General features: G+C 42.6%; 12 protein-coding genes and 3 tRNA genes. 8 read left to right on the top strand and 7 right to left on the bottom strand.

Annotated elements, in window-relative coordinates; translation table 11 throughout:
• Positions 1–33 precede the first annotated feature (33 nt).
• From AC5EUN_RS10945 to pyrC, 6 genes are all read right to left on the bottom strand, one after another.
• Positions 34–1,446 (bottom strand): amino acid permease, encoded by a 1,413-nt coding sequence (locus AC5EUN_RS10945; RefSeq protein ID WP_058952081.1) that lies wholly within the window; start codon positions 1,444–1,446, stop codon positions 34–36.
• Between the two features lie 109 nt (positions 1,447–1,555).
• A tRNA-Glu gene (locus AC5EUN_RS10940) sits at positions 1,556–1,631 on the bottom strand.
• 175 nt (positions 1,632–1,806) lie between these two features.
• Positions 1,807–3,237 carry an amino acid permease gene (locus AC5EUN_RS10935; protein ID WP_010326366.1) on the bottom strand — a complete coding sequence of 477 codons (1,431 nt, stop codon included), beginning with the start codon at positions 3,235–3,237 and terminating at the stop codon, positions 1,807–1,809.
• A gap of 409 nt (positions 3,238–3,646) precedes the next feature.
• A tRNA-Glu gene (locus AC5EUN_RS10930) sits at positions 3,647–3,722 on the bottom strand.
• 20 nt (positions 3,723–3,742) lie between these two features.
• Positions 3,743–4,402 carry a ribonuclease T gene (gene rnt, locus AC5EUN_RS10925; protein WP_010326367.1) on the bottom strand — a complete coding sequence of 220 codons (660 nt, stop codon included), beginning with the start codon at positions 4,400–4,402 and terminating at the stop codon, positions 3,743–3,745.
• Positions 4,387–5,421, bottom strand: a complete 1,035-nt coding sequence (gene pyrC, locus AC5EUN_RS10920) for a dihydroorotase (protein ID WP_010326368.1) — start codon at positions 5,419–5,421, stop codon at positions 4,387–4,389. The genes rnt and pyrC overlap by 16 nt, the downstream gene beginning before the upstream one ends.
• Before the next feature lie 151 nt (positions 5,422–5,572).
• Between pyrC and AC5EUN_RS10915 the strand changes: the two genes are divergently transcribed.
• Positions 5,573–6,835, top strand: coding sequence for a GGDEF domain-containing protein (locus AC5EUN_RS10915; RefSeq protein WP_159153836.1), 1,263 nt, complete (start codon positions 5,573–5,575; stop codon positions 6,833–6,835).
• Positions 6,836–6,891: 56 nt separating this feature from the next.
• Here AC5EUN_RS10915 and argG read toward each other — a convergent pair whose 3' ends face one another.
• Positions 6,892–8,235 carry an argininosuccinate synthase gene (gene argG / locus AC5EUN_RS10910; protein WP_004694013.1) on the bottom strand — a complete coding sequence of 448 codons (1,344 nt, stop codon included), beginning with the start codon at positions 8,233–8,235 and terminating at the stop codon, positions 6,892–6,894.
• A 626-nt stretch (positions 8,236–8,861) separates the two neighbouring features.
• Here argG and lldP point away from each other — a divergent pair.
• The 7 genes from lldP (at position 8,862) to AC5EUN_RS10875 (ending at position 17,904) form a co-directional block, all read left to right on the top strand.
• Positions 8,862–10,529, top strand: a complete 1,668-nt coding sequence (lldP, locus tag AC5EUN_RS10905; protein WP_171056716.1) for an L-lactate permease — start codon at positions 8,862–8,864, stop codon at positions 10,527–10,529.
• Between the two features lie 32 nt (positions 10,530–10,561).
• Positions 10,562–11,305: a transcriptional regulator LldR gene (gene lldR / locus AC5EUN_RS10900; protein WP_010326372.1), complete on the top strand. Its 744-nt coding sequence runs from the start codon at positions 10,562–10,564 to the stop codon at positions 11,303–11,305.
• 2 nt (positions 11,306–11,307) lie between these two features.
• Complete coding sequence (gene lldD, locus AC5EUN_RS10895; protein ID WP_005399760.1) at positions 11,308–12,462, top strand: FMN-dependent L-lactate dehydrogenase LldD; 1,155 nt, start codon at positions 11,308–11,310, stop codon at positions 12,460–12,462.
• Between the two features lie 282 nt (positions 12,463–12,744).
• Positions 12,745–14,442: a D-lactate dehydrogenase gene (gene dld, locus AC5EUN_RS10890; protein ID WP_010326373.1), complete on the top strand. Its 1,698-nt coding sequence runs from the start codon at positions 12,745–12,747 to the stop codon at positions 14,440–14,442.
• Positions 14,443–14,631: 189 nt separating this feature from the next.
• Positions 14,632–16,668: an NADPH-dependent 2,4-dienoyl-CoA reductase gene (locus tag AC5EUN_RS10885; protein ID WP_010326374.1), complete on the top strand. Its 2,037-nt coding sequence runs from the start codon at positions 14,632–14,634 to the stop codon at positions 16,666–16,668.
• Positions 16,669–16,755: 87 nt separating this feature from the next.
• Positions 16,756–16,846 (top strand) — tRNA-Ser (locus AC5EUN_RS10880).
• A 797-nt stretch (positions 16,847–17,643) separates the two neighbouring features.
• Entirely contained in the window at positions 17,644–17,904 is a 261-nt protein-coding gene (locus tag AC5EUN_RS10875) for a hypothetical protein (protein ID WP_004650270.1), read from the top strand.
• The last annotated feature ends 1 nt before the right edge of the window (position 17,905 follow it).

Raw genomic sequence — 17,905 nt, 5'->3', positions numbered from 1 at the left:
AGCGACCGAAGTCGCTCTTTTTAACAGTAAGGATTAAGATTTCTTGTGATAAAAGGTGTAATAACTTGCATAACATACTGCAATAAACAGTAAACAACCAAAGAAGCTAATACGCATACTTGGATCAAACACCATACTGACGCAGGTGATAAAACAGAAGATAAAGCCAAGGATTGGCACAATAGGGAACAGGGGTGCTGCAAAACCTAATTCTTCTTTTTTACGTCCTTGTTTATACCATTGGCGACGGAAGTTAAATTGGCTTAAGCAAATACTCATCCAAACGACGACCATGGTAAACGCTGCAATACCTAAAAGGTTTGTAAAAATGGCTTCAGGTGCAAACTGTTCAGACAGTAAACCCGGCATCCCCCCAATCATGGTCACGATGACTGCCACATAAGGGACACCACGTGCATTGATTTTTGAGAAGACTGCTGGCAACTGTTTTTGGTAAGACAACGACCACATCATACGCGAAGCGGCAAATAGTCCCGAGTTCGCAGCAGATAGCAACGCAGTGATAATCACAAAACGAATGATATCTTCAGCATAAGGAATGCCAATGTGTTGGAATACGGTTACAAATGGACTACTACTCACGCCTTCAGCCGCTAAACCTGCCTCTTGATGCGGAAGGAGTGAAGTCACGACCAATATGGTACCCACAAAGAAAATCAATAAGCGGAAAATCGCAGTATTGATGGCTTTGGGTACATTCTTAGCAGGATCTTTGGTTTCACCCGCAGCAACACCAATCAGCTCTGTACCAGAAAATGCAAAGTTCACGATCAACATGGTGGTAAAGATAGGGAACAAGCCTTCTGGGAACCAACCCTGAGCTGTTAAGTTGCTAAATAAAGGCGCAGCTTCATAGCCTCTGTAGCCAATCACGCCAAAAATAGCGAGTAGACCCAATAAAATAAAAATAACAACGGTGATAACTTTGACTAAAGCCAACCAAAACTCAGATTCAGCGAACCATTTGGTCGAAATCATATTTAAACTAAATACAAATGCACCAAAAATTAGAGTCCACATCCACATTGAACTATCTGGAAACCACTCCTGCATGAGCAGTGCGGCAGCTGTAAACTCGGTTCCTAGCGTGACTGACCACGTTAGCCAGTACAGCCATGTGATGGTATAACCTGTACCTGGTCCGATATAGCGTTTGGCATAGGCGCCAAATGAGCCAGACTCAGGCATATGAACAGCAAGTTCCCCTAAACACAGCATGACCATATATGCAATGATCCCGCCGAGGAAATAAGAAATAATGGCACCTACAGGCCCCGTTTGTGCAATGACTTCACCCGATCCTAAAAATAGGCCAGTCCCGATTGCGCCACCAAGCGAAATCATAACCAGATGTCGAGTACTCATAGCGCGTTTTAAAGGCGCAGAATTGCCCTGATGCGAAGCATCATTCGGAGATGAGTGCATAAGCGTTAATAAGTTCAGGAATGAAGCGGGCTATTGTAGTGAAAAACTGCAAATCTGCAATGAAATAATAGTAATTATGAATAAGTGTTGATCGGATAAGATCAAGAGATGGCGTCCCTACGGGGATTCGAACCCCGGTTACCGCCGTGAAAGGGCGATGTCCTAGGCCTCTAGACGATAGGGACGTTGTGAGGTGATGCGTATATTAAGGATTAAAGGCCTATTTGTCAAAAGGGTTTTTGCTCTGTGATGGTTGAAAGTTCAAACATTAGGCAAAACAAGTAATTAAATTGAATGAATTTTTTATTGTTGCAAAAGTGAGCTCAAAAAATAAGCTTGAGCTCACTTTGCTGAAGATGCTTAGTTTTTATTGTGATAGAGCCAATAGTAACTGGTATAGCAAGCGGCCATAAAGAGCAAGCAGCCAATAAAACCTGAAAGCATTTCAGGGTCTGCCGCCATACTTAAACCTGTCGCAGTACAGCAGATAAAGCCTAGGATCGGAACCAACGGATACCACGGGGTACGGAATTTCAATTCCGATAAAGCATGACCTTGCTTTAACCATTGGCGACGGAAGTTAAACTGACTCCAGCAAATACTCATCCAGACAATCACCATAGTGAATGCTGCAACACCCATCAAGTTCTTAAAAATGACATCTGCACCAAACTGCTCAGAGAGCAAGCCTGGTAAGCCACCAATCATGGTGACCCAAATGGCAATATAAGGCACCCCAGATTTACTTACTTTGGCAAAAAGTTTGGGGAGTTGGTTTTGTGAGGACAGGGCCCACATCATACGAGATGCAGCATATAAGCCTGAGTTTGCGGTTGATAATAATGCCGTGATAATCACAAAACGGATAAAATCTTCGGCGTAAGGAATACCCATCTGGGTAAATACAGTCACAAACGGGCTGCTGCTTAAGCCGCCATGTCCACCTACTTGCAAACCTGTGTTTGTGTAGCTAAGTAGCGAACTGATGACAATGATGGTACCAACAAAGAAAATAATCAGGCGCCAAACCGCGGCATGAATGGCCTTGGGTACATTTTTTTCTGGGTTTTCAGTTTCACCTGCGGCAATACCAATCATTTCTGTGCCATTAAAGGCAAAGTTCACAATTAATAAGGTGGTAAACAACGGAATAAGGCCATTTGGTAGCCAGCCTTGTGCGGTTAAGCTGTTAAATAAGGGGGCAGATTCATACCCTTGAAAAGGGATAACACCGAAAATACAGGCAAAGCCTAATAGAATGAAAATAAGTACAGTTGCGACTTTAATCATGGACAGCCAAAACTCAGACTCTGCAAAAGCTCGGGTTGAACTAAGGTTTGAAATCAGGACGCCACTGGCAAAGATTAGCGTCCATAACCAGATCGACGTATGTGGGAACCATTCCTGTACCAAAATGGCTGCTGCGGTAAATTCGGTGCCAAGTGTTGCCGACCAGCCGAGCCAATACATCCACGACACCATATAACCTGTGCCAGGGCCAATATAACGTGTTGCAAAGGCACCAAATGAACCAGAAACAGGTAAATGTACTGCAAGCTCTCCAAGGCAAAGCATGACCATATATGCGATCAAACCCCCAATAATATAAGCCAGCACAGCACCGAGAGGGCCTGCCTGAGAGATCACTTCGCCTGAGCCCATGAACAGGCCTGTACCAATGGCACCACCAAGCGATAACATGATCAGGTGGCGTGTGCTCATGGCACGTTTTAATGAGGTATTTTGCAGTGAATCAGTTGACGACTGCGAAGGCGGCGTTGCAGATTGCATAGAAAATCAAAGAATGGGCTTAAAGTTATATTCTAGTTTTTAATAAGATGAAAAATCACGTGAATTGAAATTTTCTGATGAACTATCGGTATCAATTTAAAAAACAAATGCTTAAAGACTATCTTTTAGTGGTCAGGTGTTGGGTAAGAAGGGCTGTTTTCAACACTTGAGTGGATTTCTTGTGCGACAGGGTCTTGTTTAGTGTTATTGGTTCCTTGTTGGACAAACCATAGATAAAAAATAGAAGGCGATAGAATTAATAAAAAGATTAGAATTTTCTTAAGCATAACAATCAACCTTGAAAAACACAGACCATAGTATAGCGAGCGTATGGTTAAAACTGAAATGAAACATCGGTGGTCAATAGCCGATTAAATGAAAAGTGATGTGTTCTAGAAATAGAATAAGATGGCGTCCCTACGGGGATTCGAACCCCGGTTACCGCCGTGAAAGGGCGATGTCCTAGGCCTCTAGACGATAGGGACGTTGCGAGGATGGCGGTATCTTATTGATCCGCCATCAGAGTGTCAAGTAGGTGTGGTGCGAGTTTGTTCAAAATATAACAGAACAGTTCGGCGGTCTTTTGAGTATCGTATAAAGCCGAGTGGGCCTCTTTACCATCGAACTCTATCCCAGCTTGAATACATGACTTCGCAAGAACAGTCTGACCAAACATCACAGCACTTAGGGTGACGGTGTCAAATACTGAAAAACTGTGAAATGGGTTTTGATTTTTAGTACCTGTACGTGCAATCGCTGCTTGTACAAAGCCTAAATCAAAGTGGGCGTTATGACCGACCAAGACCGCATGTGTACAGTTCTGTTGGCGACGGACTTCATTGACGGCTTTAAAAATACGTTTTAATGCTGTTTTTTCGTCTTCAGCCATGGCCATGCGCATGGGATTAAAGGGATCAATACCAATAAAGTCCAGTGAACGACGGTCTAGATTTGCACCTTCAAAGGGATTGATATGCGCATGATGTGCAGGGCCCGGTACAAATTGACCTTCTTCATTATAAATAATCGGAATTGCAGCAATTTCCAATAAGGCATCGGTCTGTGCATTAAAACCTGCTGTTTCGACATCGACAACAACAGGTAGAAAACCACGGAAACGCTGACCAATTATTGGCAATGTTTCATTTGTCACACTTTTCTCCATTGAATGGTTTTACCCGCATACAGCGGAATAATCTGTTCACCATCCAAATAGTCTAAACTCTCAGGGATGACTTGGTCTTCTTTTACCAGTGTAATTGTTGAAGTATTGCGCGGTAGACCGTAGAAGTCTGCACCAAAGTGGCTGGCAAAACCTTCAAGGCGTTCAAGTTTACCCACTTGATCAAAGGCTTGAGCATAAAGTTCAATTGCCGTTGGTGCGCTGTAGCAGCCTGCACATCCACATGCATTTTCTTTGGCATTTTTAGAGTGTGGTGCACTGTCTGTGCCTAAGAAAAACTTAGGGTTGGCACTGGTCGCAACTTCGAGCAAAGTTTGCTGATGGGTTTGACGTTTTAAAATGGGTAAGCAATAGAAGTGCGGTTTAATGCCACCAACCAACATATCATTGCGGTTAAACAGTAAATGCTGCGGGGTAATGGTTGCAGCGACATTGCGGTCTTGTTCTAAAACAAAGTTGGCCGCTTCACTGGTGGTAATGTGTTCTAAAACCAATTTCAGTTTTGGAAATTGCTTTAGCAACGGAGAAAGAACTTCGTCTAAGAATCGCTTTTCACGGTCGAAAATATCGACATGATTGTGTGTGACTTCACCATGCAGCAGTAATGGAACCTGATGTTCTTCAAGTTGCTCAATAACGGCATAGACTTTACGAATGTCGCTTACACCATTGTCTGAATTGGTGGTCGCGCCAGCAGGGTAGAGTTTAATCGCATTTACAAACTCAGAGTTTTTAATTTTCTTGACTTCTTCAGGTGAAGTTGTGTCAGTAAAATACAACACCATACGTGGGTCGAAAGCATTACCTTCTGGTACGTGCGCCATGATGCGTTCACGGTACGCATTCGCTTCCTCAACCGTTTTAACAGGCGGTACGGTATTTGGCATACAAATAGCGCGTGAAAACTGTTGGGCTAAATCGGGAACCGTACGTTGTAATGCAAGACCATCACGAAGGTGAGCGTGCCAATCATCTGGCTGGAGAATCGTAATCGTATTCAAGGCGATTTCTGTCAAAGAAATAAAACAGATGATAATGCATATGCGCCAAAAATGGTAATGACAAATAAAGGCATCTTGTCTGATTATTATGATTTATCTTTGTAATTTTGTGTTATTTTTAGGCAACTACAAGAATTAAATCTGGTCTGGTATGGAATATAAATACAACCTCGCCAAACTTCAGTATGACAAAGAAAAAATGGAAGAGCTGATTACACGACACAACCGTCGCATTGGTCAGGTTTTTCCTCAGAAATTAGAACAAGAGTTTTGGCGATTAAACTTAGAGCGCGCACGTCGCAATATTAATGACTTTCTTTGGTCTGGTGTTTTGGCTTATTTTATTTTCGCCATTTTGACGATTCCGGGGGATTACTGGATTATTGAACAGTCTCACTTTAAACAAGATTTTATTCATTGCTTATTGGGGCTGCTAAATGGTGCAGTTTGTCTTTTATTTCTTTATGTTTTTTCACATTTTGTCAAGCTGAAGCCTTTTTTTGCCTATGCAGCCATGTTTGCTGTGTTTTGGGCCGTGGTCTCGACGACTTGGTTGACCATGTCGGTGCATACCGAAGCTTTGCGTCATCAAGCGATGATGATCATTTGCATGATTTATGTCTTGGGGTATTTGCTGACTGGGGTAAAACCAGGATATGTTTTTATGACTGGTATGGCAGCCGCTGGGGTTTCATTTTTAGTCCTGATTTCGACTCTGGTCAAGTTTGATGCGATCGTGATGGGGCGTGTAATGTTTGGTAGCTGTTTGCTGGGGTTTATCATCAGCCGTATGATCTACGCCCGCGAGCGCATCATTTTTTTAAATATTCGTCGCGCTAAAATTAGTGAAAAAATACATCGAATACATACTTCAGAATTGCTGCATTTGAGTCAGAATGATGAGCTGACGAAGATATCAAATCGGCGTAATTTTGACGAAATGATGGATACTTATTATGAGCAATCACGTCAGGATGAAACACCCTTGTCGATTTTGTTTATTGATGTTGATTTTTTCAAAAAATATAACGACTGTTATGGTCACCAAAAGGGCGATGATGTGATTTCATCGATTGCAAAATCTATTAAAAATGCGATTCGGCATATGGATTTTGTGGCGCGTTATGGCGGCGAAGAGTTTGTGGTGTTATTACCTGAAACTGATGCACATGGCGCTTATGCGGTGGCTTCAAATATTTACCGAGCGATTGAACGTTTGGAAATTCCGCATCAAATGTCTGAAGTATCTCCATTTGTCACCATTAGTTTAGGAATTACGGTCTTTAAAGGTGAGGTGGATTTGAGTAAAGTCGAGTTGCTGGGTATCGCAGATCAGGCTTTATACCGCGCCAAGCAATTGGGGCGTAACCAGATTTATTATCAGCCCTTAACCACATCGACTTGTATAGAATGAATCGCTAAAATAAAAAAAACCGCTCTTATGAGCGGTTTTTTTGACATTCAACAAACTTATTTGTTTTTGTCTTTTAACTGTGGAACAGCAGAACCAGTACCTACAGCTAATAAACCAGTATTGGTATAAATACCAAGTTTCGCACGAGTATCTGTGATGTCCAAGTTACGCATAGTTAACTGACCAATACGGTCCATTGGCGTAAACATTGAATCGCCTTTCTCCATCGTCAAACGCTCAGCTTCATAAGTGAGGTTTTCAGACTCAGTGTTCATGATGGTGTAGTCATTACCACGACGAAGCTCTAAAGTCACAGTACCAGTGATGGCTTTGGCAACCCAACGCTGTGCAGTTTCACGAAGCATTAATGCTTGAGAGTCGAACCAACGACCTTGGTAAAGTAAACGACCTAAACGTAGACCGTTAATACGGTACTGTTCAATCGTGTCTTCGTTATGAATACCAGTAACCAAGCGCTCATAAGCAATATGTAGAAGTGCCATACCTGGTGCTTCATAAATACCGCGAGATTTTGCTTCAATAATACGGTTTTCGATTTGGTCAGACATACCTAGACCATGACGACCACCAATACGGTTGGCTTCAAGAATGAACTCAACAGGGTCTTCGATACGTTGACCATTAATTGCAACAGGGAAGCCTTCTTCAAAAGTAATCGATACTTCTTCAGCTTTAACTTCTACGTCGTCTTTCCAGAATGCAACGCCCATGATTGGGTCAACAATTTTGATCCCTGCATTGAGGTATTCAAGATCTTTTGCTTCGTGGGTCGCACCCAACATGTTTGAGTCAGTTGAATACGCTTTTTCTTTTGACATTTTGTAGTCAAAGCCGTTGTCGATCAAGAATTGCGACATTTCAGCACGGCCACCTAATTCATCAATAAACGTTTGGTCTAACCAAGGCTTATAGATTTTAAGTGCAGGGTTGGTCAACAAACCATAACGGTAGAAACGTTCAATATCGTTTCCTTTATATGTTGAACCATCACCCCAGATGTTGACATCATCTTCTTTCATTGCGGTAACAAGCATAGTCCCTGTTACTGCGCGACCCAATGGCGTCGTGTTGAAATACGGTACACCACCAGTTGAAATGTGGAACGCACCACATTGAATTGCAGCAATACCTTCAAGTGCAAGCTGTAAACGGCAGTCAACTAAGCGAGCTTTGACTGCGCCATACGCTTCCGCTTTTTTTGGAATCGCATCGTAGTCGTCTTCATCAGGCTGACCTAAGTTTGCTGTATAAGCATAAGGTTCTGCGCCTTTTTGTTTCATCCACAAAAGTGCAGCTGAAGTATCTAGACCACCAGAGAAGGCAATACCAACTTTTTTGCCAACTGGGACATTCTGCAAGATAGTTGCATTATCAGTCATTGTTAATCCTAACGATATAAATATAGGCACCGAGAATGGGTGGCCTGAAAGAATACATATGTCCGCGATTGTAGCACTTTTCCAAATGGTTTTTCTAAAAAATCATAGGGCTTTAAAAATATTAAGGCTCATGTGCATATCGATACTGTTGAAAAAAATCTGGATAAAATCGGTTTCTATATTGTGTGCTCAATTTTTGTCTTTTTAGAAGATGTTTAGGCTGTAAATTAATCAAAAAAGTGGGGAGGTTGGTTTGGTTTTAAATTGGTATTACCAATATTGTGTGATTTTTCCATTTTTTGAGTATTAAGCTGGATTTAAGTTCGGTGATTATTTTTTATATTATTAGACTAAAGTCTAAAATTAGCATTATTTTCATAAAAATATCAGTAAAAACAATGATATTAATTTGATTGAAATATGATCGTGTTTATAAAGGTAGTTGATATTGGTCATACCAATATTAACTTTTAATTGAAGTTTTACTTCATTTTAAATCAAAATAAGCCAAGTATAAGTCATTATTGGTTTGTTTCTCTTTACGGTTGCTCATATTGGTGTGTCCAATATTGGCAAAAGTGCCAATAATATGCTCAAAATTAAATCTTAGTAAGCATTTCAAGGAGATGACAATGCTTCAATGGCAGCAAATGTATGACCCGATGGGGAATATTTGGATTTCAAGTCTAATTGCACTGATTCCGATTATCTTCTTCTTTTTGGCGCTCGCGATATTTCGTTTAAAAGGCAGTGTGGCAGGTACGATCACTGTTGTACTTGCACTTCTTGTCTCTTTATTTACCTATAAGATGCCGGTGCTGATGGCATTCGCATCGATGGCTTATGGTTTCCTCTACGGTTTATGGCCAATTGCATGGATCATTATTGGTGCGGTATTCCTGTATAAAATTTCAGTGAAGACAGGCCAGTTTGACATCATTCGTTCTTCTATTCTCTCAATTACTGAAGATCAGCGTTTACAAATGCTGTTGGTGGGTTTTGCTTTCGGTACTTTCTTAGAGGGTGCTGCAGGCTTTGGTGCTCCTGTGGCGATTACCGCAGCATTATTAGTCGGTTTAGGCTTTAAACCGTTATATGCAGCAGGTCTCTGTCTAATCGTAAACACAGCACCTGTGGCTTTTGGTGCAATGGGTATTCCAATTATTGTTGCTGGACAAGTCTCTGGTGTTGATACGATGGAAATCAGCCAAATGGTGGGCCGTCAGCTACCATTTATGGTGCCAATCGTGTTGTTCTGGATTATGGCAATTATGGACGGCTGGCGCGGTGTTAAAGAAACATGGCCTGCAGTTGTGGTGGGTGCAAGTAGCTTTGCAATTGCACAATACCTAACTTCTAACTTTGTCGGTCCAGAATTACCTGATATTACGGCTGCAATTGCATCCTTGGTTTCTTTAACGATTTTGTTTAAATACTGGCAGCCGAAGCACATTTTCCGTTTTGCAGATCAAGACGCAACGATGAGTGAAGATGTGGCTGCACAAAAACAGCAAAAATACACTGTAGGACAAATTGCAAAAGCATGGTCTCCATTCGCGATTTTAACTGTGATGGTGACGATCTGGAGTGTGAAACCGTTTAAGGATTTATTTGCCAAAGACGGTGCATTGCATGATCTCGTGATTTCAATCAAAGTGCCATTTTTGCATCAAATGATTCAAAAAATGCCACCCGTGGTTGCTGAAATTAAAGACTATGACGCGATTTACAAGTTTGATTGGATCTCGGCTACAGGAACTGCGATCTTTATTGCAGCATTGATCACAATTGCCTATTTGAAGATGAAACCGAAAGATGCTGTGGTAACTTTTGGTGAAACTCTGAATGAGTTGAAAGTTCCCATTTATTCAATTGGTATGGTGTTGTCTTTTGCTTTTATCGCAAATTATTCGGGTATGTCTTCGACCTTGGCTTTGGCTCTTGCACATACAGGTTCGGCATTTACGTTCTTCTCGCCTTTCTTGGGTTGGTTGGGTGTATTCCTCACGGGTTCAGATACCTCTGCCAATGCACTGTTTTCAGCACTTCAGGCTACTACAGCTCAGCAAATTGGTGTGCCAGAAGTTTTACTGGTGGCAGCAAATACCAGCGGTGGTGTGACCGGTAAGATGATTTCACCGCAATCGATTGCGATTGCGTGTGCGGCAGTAGGACTGGTTGGTAAAGAGTCTGATTTATTCCGTTTTACCTTAAAACACAGTATAACGTTCACAATTATGATGGGTATTATGATTACCCTACAAGCCTATGTGTTCCCATGGATGATTCCATAACACAAATTGTGTATCAACGTTAAGGAAAGCAGATGAAAGTCTCCGATAAAGCTGTACAAAGCCTGCGTGTATTGATTGAACAAAGCAATATGCAAGTTGGAGACCGTCTGCCTGCTGAAAGAAAACTGTGTGAACAGCTTCAAGTCTCTCGCTCTTCTTTAAGAGAGGCCATTTCGCAGTTGACCAGCATGGGTATGTTGGTCAGCAAAGTGGGAGCGGGAACTTTTTTAAAACAATTACCAGCAACTTGGTCCAGTTATCAAATCGTACAACCGATTAGTAATTTGATAAGTGAAGATCCTGCCTACCGATTTGATGTGCAAGAGGCGCGCATTATTTTAGAAGGTGGAACAACTTGGTATGCAGCACAACGCGCAACCCAAGAAGATCTGGTGAACATCCGACATCATTATGATCAGATTAACCATTTTCAGGCTTTGGGAAATGATGACGAGGCGGCTCGTGCAGATGCGAAATTTCATTTAGCGATTGCTGAAGCATCTCATAATTTGGTTTTGATTCAGATGATGCGTGGTCTGTTTGATTTGTTGCAGTTCAACGTCGCTTTGGGACGCCGAAAAGTCTATAGCGAAGCACACCGGTTTGATCAATTGCATGATCAGCACTTTCAAGTCATGAATGCAATTGAACGTCGTGATCCAGAAGCTGCACGTAAAGCAGTCTGTGGACACATTGAGTTTGTAGTACAACAGGTGCGAATGATTGATGAAGAAGAAGCTCGTCGTCAGCGCGCCAGTCGATTAAACAGGATATAAGCATGATTATTTCTTCTGCCAATGACTACCGTGAAGCGGCACGACGTCGTTTACCGCCATTTTTATTCCATTACATCGATGGTGGTGCGTATGCAGAATATACCCTGAAGCGTAATGTAGAAGATTTATCAAAAATAGCTTTGCGCCAGCGTGTACTGAACGACATGTCACAGTTAAGTTTAGAGACCAAACTGTTTGATGAAACTTTGTCGATGCCTGTTGCATTATCTCCTGTCGGTTTAACAGGCATGTATGCACGCCGCGGCGAAGTTCAAGCTGCGGTCGCTGCAGATAAAAAGGGTATTCCGTTTACGCTTTCTACCGTTTCAGTATGTCCAATTGAGGAAGTGGCGCCTGCGATTCAGCGTCCAATGTGGTTCCAGCTCTATGTGCTGCGTGACCGTGGTTTCATGAAAAATGCTTTGGAACGTGCTAAAGCGGCAGGCTGTTCAACCTTGGTATTTACCGTGGATATGCCTGTACCGGGTGCGCGTTACCGTGATGCCCACTCGGGTATGAGTGGCCCAAATGCAGCAATGCGTCGTTATATGCAGTCGTGTTTCCATCCACATTGGGCATGGAATGTCGGCATGATGGGACGTCCGCATGACTTGGGCAATATTTCTAAATACTTAGGCAAACCTACAGGTCTAGAAGATTATATTGGTTGGTTAGGTTCTAACTTTGATCCGTCTATTTCGTGGAAAGACCTTGAGTGGATTCGTGAGTTTTGGGATGGGCCAATGGTCATTAAAGGAATTTTGGATCCTGAAGATGCCAAAGATGCAGTGCGTTTCGGTGCAGATGGGATTGTGGTTTCAAACCATGGTGGTCGTCAGCTGGATGGCGTTTTATCTTCTGCACGTGCACTTCCACCAATTGCAGATGCAGTGAAGGGTGATATTAAAATCCTCGCGGATTCGGGTATTCGTAATGGTTTAGACGTGGTACGTATGCTGGCGTTGGGTGCGGACACGTGTATGCTCGGTCGTGCCTTTGTTTATGCTTTAGGTGCGGCAGGCGGTGAGGGTGTTTCAAATCTGCTTGATTTAATTGATAAAGAAATGCGTGTGGCAATGACTTTAACAGGTGCAAAAACCATTGCTGATATTACGTCTGACTGTTTAGTGAAGTTAGAACGAGAGTTGGCTGAGTAAAACTCTCTAATAAAAGCGAATGAATATAAAGAAGCATCCTTTGCCTCATTTTGAATTAAAAAATTTAAGTTCAATTGCGTAGGCGATACCTTACTTTTCAAAGATGAAAAGTAACAAAAATCTTTTGTTGGGCGAGGGGTAGGTCCTGTACCCCGCCCAACGCCGGCATCCATGCCGCCACACGACATCGAATACCGTGATTAATACGCTTAAAAAATGAATGTGTTATTTCATAATCTAGCTTTATTGAAAAGCTCAAAAAATTAATGGGCAGGATATAAAATGCAATCCAATTTAGACGCACCGCAAACTATTCAAAAGCTCATCACTATTGTGGGTAAACAACACGTTTTAACTGACGATAAAGACACACGTTTATACCGCCAAGGTCGTCGTTACGGTGCAGGGAAAGTACTCGCTGTTGTTGCACCAGGGTCATTACTGGAACAGTGGCAAGTACTGCAAGCGGCTGTTGATGCAGATTGTATTGTGATTATGCAAGCAGCCAATACAGGTTTGACTGGTGGTTCAACACCTTTTGGCGATGACTATGACCGTCCTGTGGTTCTGATCAGCACGCGTCGTTTGGTTGGCATTCAGGTCATTAATGACGGTCAGCAAGTGATTTGTCTACCTGGTGCAACATTAGATCGACTTGAAAAAGAATTGGTGCCATTTAATCGGGAGCCACACTCGGTGATTGGTTCATCGTGTATTGGAGCTTCAGTTTTAGGTGGCGTCTGTAATAACTCAGGCGGTGCTTTGGTTCGCCGTGGTCCTGCTTATACTGAGCTGGCATTGTATGCCCGTGTTAATGATGATGGTCAGTTAGAGTTGGTTAATCACTTGGGAGTGAACCTAGGCGAAACACCTGAAGAAATTCTAAGCAAGCTTGAAACGAAAAATTATCAAATCGGCGATATTATTAATAACTCAGGCTGCTGCGCATCGGACCATCGTTATGGACATGATGTTAAACAAGTTGATGAAAATACGCCCGCGCGTTTTAATGCCGATCCATCTCGTTTATATGAAGCATCGGGTTCGGCGGGTAAAGTGTGTGTTTTTGCCGTACGTTTGGATACCTTTGAAAAAATTCCAAGCCAAGTATTCTACGTGGGTACAAATTCACATGATGATTTGACTGAAATCCGCCGTTTTTTACTAAAAGATTTGCCGCGATTGCCGATTGCAGGGGAATACATCCACCGCGTGGCTTATGACATTGGGGCAGAGTACGGTAAAGACACCTTCATGTTCATTGAAAAACTCGGCACAGCCAAAGTACCTGCTGCATTTGCAATGAAAGATAAGGTCGATGCGTACTTAGAAAAATTTGGTATGAAAGGTCTGTCAGATAAAGTTTTGCAGCTGGTGACCAAATTCATGCCCAATCATTTACCGAAACGGATGAATGCTTTTCGTGACCTGTATGAACATCATTTGGTTATTCGGATTGAAAATCAAGATGTCGAGACAGTTGAAATCTTTTTAAAACGTTATTTCCAAGATAAAACCTCAGGTGATTTTTTCCACTGTACCGAGGAAGAAGGACGTAAAGCATTTTTACATCGCTTTGCCGTTGCAGGTGCAGCAATTCGCTATCGGGATACGCACCGTTCAGAAGTTGAAGATATTGTAGCTCTGGATATCGCATTGCGTCGTAATGATCGAGAGTGGGTGGAAACCTTACCCAAAGAGATGGATGATCTGATTGTTCATAAGCTCTATTATGGTCACTTTTTATGTCATGTGTTTCATCAGGACTATATTGTGAAAAAGGGCGTGGATCCTTTGGCGATGGAACACCAAATGTGGCATTTACTGGATGCACGTGGGGCCGAATACCCAGCCGAGCATAATGTCGGACATTTATATGTAGCAAAACCTGCACTACGAACGCATTATGAAAAGCTTGATCCAACCAATAGTTTTAATGTGGGTATTGGTCAAACCAGTAAGCTGAAGCATTGGCAGTAAAGGGCTTTGGTCTAAAAAACTAAACCAGTGAGGGCAACGTCACTGGTTTTTTTATTGTCGTATGTTTTTGAGAGTTCAGTCGGATTGACCGTAGATGCCAAGAATTTTTTATAAATTGTCATCCCAATATTTTAAAAAACAGCTAAAGTAGTATGCAACAAGTTGCAAAGCCAAAGATAAGGATTCATGATGACAACCAATAGCTATGCACATATTTTAAAACCCTTACATTTGGGTTTTACCACCATTAAAAACCGTGTGGTGATGGGCTCCATGCATACGGGCTTGGAAGATCGTTTTTATAATTATCCAAAATTGGCTGCATACTTCGGTGAGCGTGCTAAAGGCGGAGTCGGCCTGATCATTACAGGCGGGATTTCTCCAAACCGTCAAGGTTGGCTTCTTCCTGCGGGCGGGACGATGAATACGCTGGGGGATATTGCTCCGCATCGTTTAGTGACCCATGCCGTACATAAGCATGGCGCAAAAATTTTAATGCAGATTTTGCATGCTGGACGTTATGGCTACCAACCTTTTGTTGTGTCTGCCAGTCCAATCAAGTCGCCGATTTCGCCTTTTAAACCGCGTCAAATGTCTGAAAAGCAAATTTTAAATACCATTGATGACTATGTTAACTGTGCCAGTCTTGCCAAAAAGGCAGGCTATGACGGTGTAGAAATTATGGGTTCAGAAGGTTATTTACTGAATCAATTCTTAAGCCGTCATGTGAACCAACGTGAAGACCGTTGGGGCGGGCCGATTGAAAACCGTATGCGTTTTGCGGTCGAAATTGTCAAAGGGATACGTGCACAAGTCGGCGAGAAATTTATTATTTGCTTCCGTTTGTCATTGCTCGATTTGGTGCATGACGGCAATACCATGCAAGAAGTGGTTACGATTGCGCAAGCACTAGAAAAAGCAGGCATTACCTTATTGAATACAGGAATTGGCTGGCATGAAGCGCGTATTCCGACCATTGTGACTTCGGTGCCACGTGCTGCTTTTGTTGACTATACTGCGGAAGTGAAAAAGCACGTGGCTGTGCCAGTGATTGCTTCAAACCGTATCAATATGCCAGACACGGCAGAAGAGATTTTGGCATCGGGCAAAGCCGATATGGTGCAAATGGCGCGTCCGTTATTGGCTGATGCTTTTTGGGTGAATAAAACAGCGACCAATCGTGTCGATGAAATCAATACGTGTATCGCTTGTAACCAAGCATGCTTAGATCATACCTTTAAAAACCAACGTGCTACTTGTTTAGTTAACCCGCGTGCAGCGTTTGAAACTGAGTTGGTTTATTTGAAAGCGAAACAACCGAAACGAGTTGCGGTTGTGGGTGGTGGCGTCGCAGGTATGTCAGCCGCGACAGTTGCAGCCAGTCGTGGACACCAAGTGACTCTGTTTGAAGCAAGTCATGAAGTGGGTGGACAGTTCAATTTGGCAAAAGTTGTACCCGGTAAAGAAGAGTTTCATGAAACCATTCGCTATTTCAAAGTACAGATTGAAAAAACTGGCGTCGACTTACGTTTAAACACCAAGGTGAATCGTGAGCAGCTTGAGCGTGAAGGCTTTGAAGAAATTATTATTGCAACAGGTGTTGTGCCACGCGTATTACGTATCGAAGGGAGTGATTCACCGCAAGTCTTGTCTTATGCAGAAGTGTTACGCGGCGCACCTGTCGGTCAAAAGGTTGCAGTGATTGGTGCTGGAGGGATTGGTTTTGATGTGTCTGAGTATTTATTGAAACCAGAGCATCAACCTCAGCCACAACCACTTGCAGATTGGCAACGTGAATGGGGCGTAGATCCAAACCCGAATTATGTTTCTGAAGGAGGCACGCAGGCCGCAGAAGTTCATCCGCCTGTTCGTGAGATTTATTTATTACAGCGTAAAACCTCTGCACTTGGAGCAGGTTTGGGCAAAACTTCGGGCTGGGTACACCGTGCACAGTTGAAAAAGCATGCAGTACGTATGTTACGTGGGGTTCAGTACAAAGCTGTGACTGATGAAGGGCTTTGGGTGGATATGGCAGGACAAGATCAATTGCTACGTGTCGATACTATCGTTGTGTGTGCAGGGCAGGAGTCTGTAAAGGATCTGATGCCAAGTGCTGAGCAAAATACACTAGCGAATTATCACATTATTGGTGGTGCTAAACTGGCTGCTGAGCTAGATGCGAAGCGTGCGATTCGTGAAGGTGCTGAAATCGCTTCGAAATTATAAACTTTTGATGAAACAATATGCAGTTGATTGCTTTGACGGTAAGTTTTACTTGTCATCAAAACAAAAGCTCCGTATGATGGCGCACATGGAAGCGTGGCAGAGCGGTTTAATGCACCGGTCTTGAAAACCGACGAGGGCTTATACCCCTCCGTGAGTTCGAATCTCACCGCTTCCGCCAAATATCTAAATAAGCCCTTGTTTTTACAAGGGCTTATTTTTTGTCTGTAGTTTTACCCCACAACCTACCCCTCATCAAATTTTGGATTGGATTGGCTACTTTTAGCTGTATTTAGAAGACAAAGGAATGCAGTTTAAAAAACTGTATTTAAATCTAACTATATTCTTATTCAAACGATTCTTAATTCTAAATATTTTCACTATCCATTTGCTTAGCTTGCTTGACGCTCTATAACGTGCAGATTATCCTTAGCCTGCTGACCTACATCGTCAGCGGGTTTTAGCAGACCCATTAACAAAGACAATATGTGAAATCTCATTTTGCATGTTGTGGACCCGTTCGTCCCCCTTTCTTTGCGGTAGGGCGGAGGGGGGACGCGCTTGCGCGTGCTGGTTTCTTTGTTACCAGTCTGCTAACCCTCCTTCGTTCTGCCACCATCATATTAGCAGTGATTTGGCAAGATTCTTTTAAAAACAAAGGAGTACGCCATGCGCTTACATCAATGCCGTCTTTTACATTTCTCTTTTTTCATGTTTGTGCCGATGGGTGATTAGACCTGATGCTGTGCAATCAATGCATAGCTGTGTCGATAACTTTCTAAGAATAAAACTTTTTCAAGTACATATTACCGATATGAAGATGAATCTCTCATGCTGTTTTGAGGGGCATAGATCCGTGTGCTTTATCGTCTATAACACTTCAAAAAAACAGAGATATTCATTCCAACATTCATGCATGGGGAGCACTGCGTTTGATTAAGACCAAGACGAGTGATGCCTATAAAAAGAGAAATGATTATGTTTAAAACCTTCCTAAAAACTGCCCTTATTTCATCACTACTTGCAGGCGCATCATTGGCGCAGGCAGGCTGGTTTGCGCAAGCCAGTGAAGCCTATTTTGTTAAGGCCCGTAATTTGGGTGGTGGGGTGTATCAGTGCATGTATAAAACCAATCCGGGCAATCGTGGTTGGCGTAATTTTACGGTGAACTTTCAGGGTGGTTGTCCGCGCTTTGTTCACTTTAATGCTCAGAATGGTCAAGTCACTGTACCCAACTAAA

This window comes from Acinetobacter sp. CAU_H_S170_2, from assembly GCF_058890445.1.
Note: the sequence above shows the minus strand (reverse complement) of the source record. Positions and strands in the feature narration are given on the sequence as shown.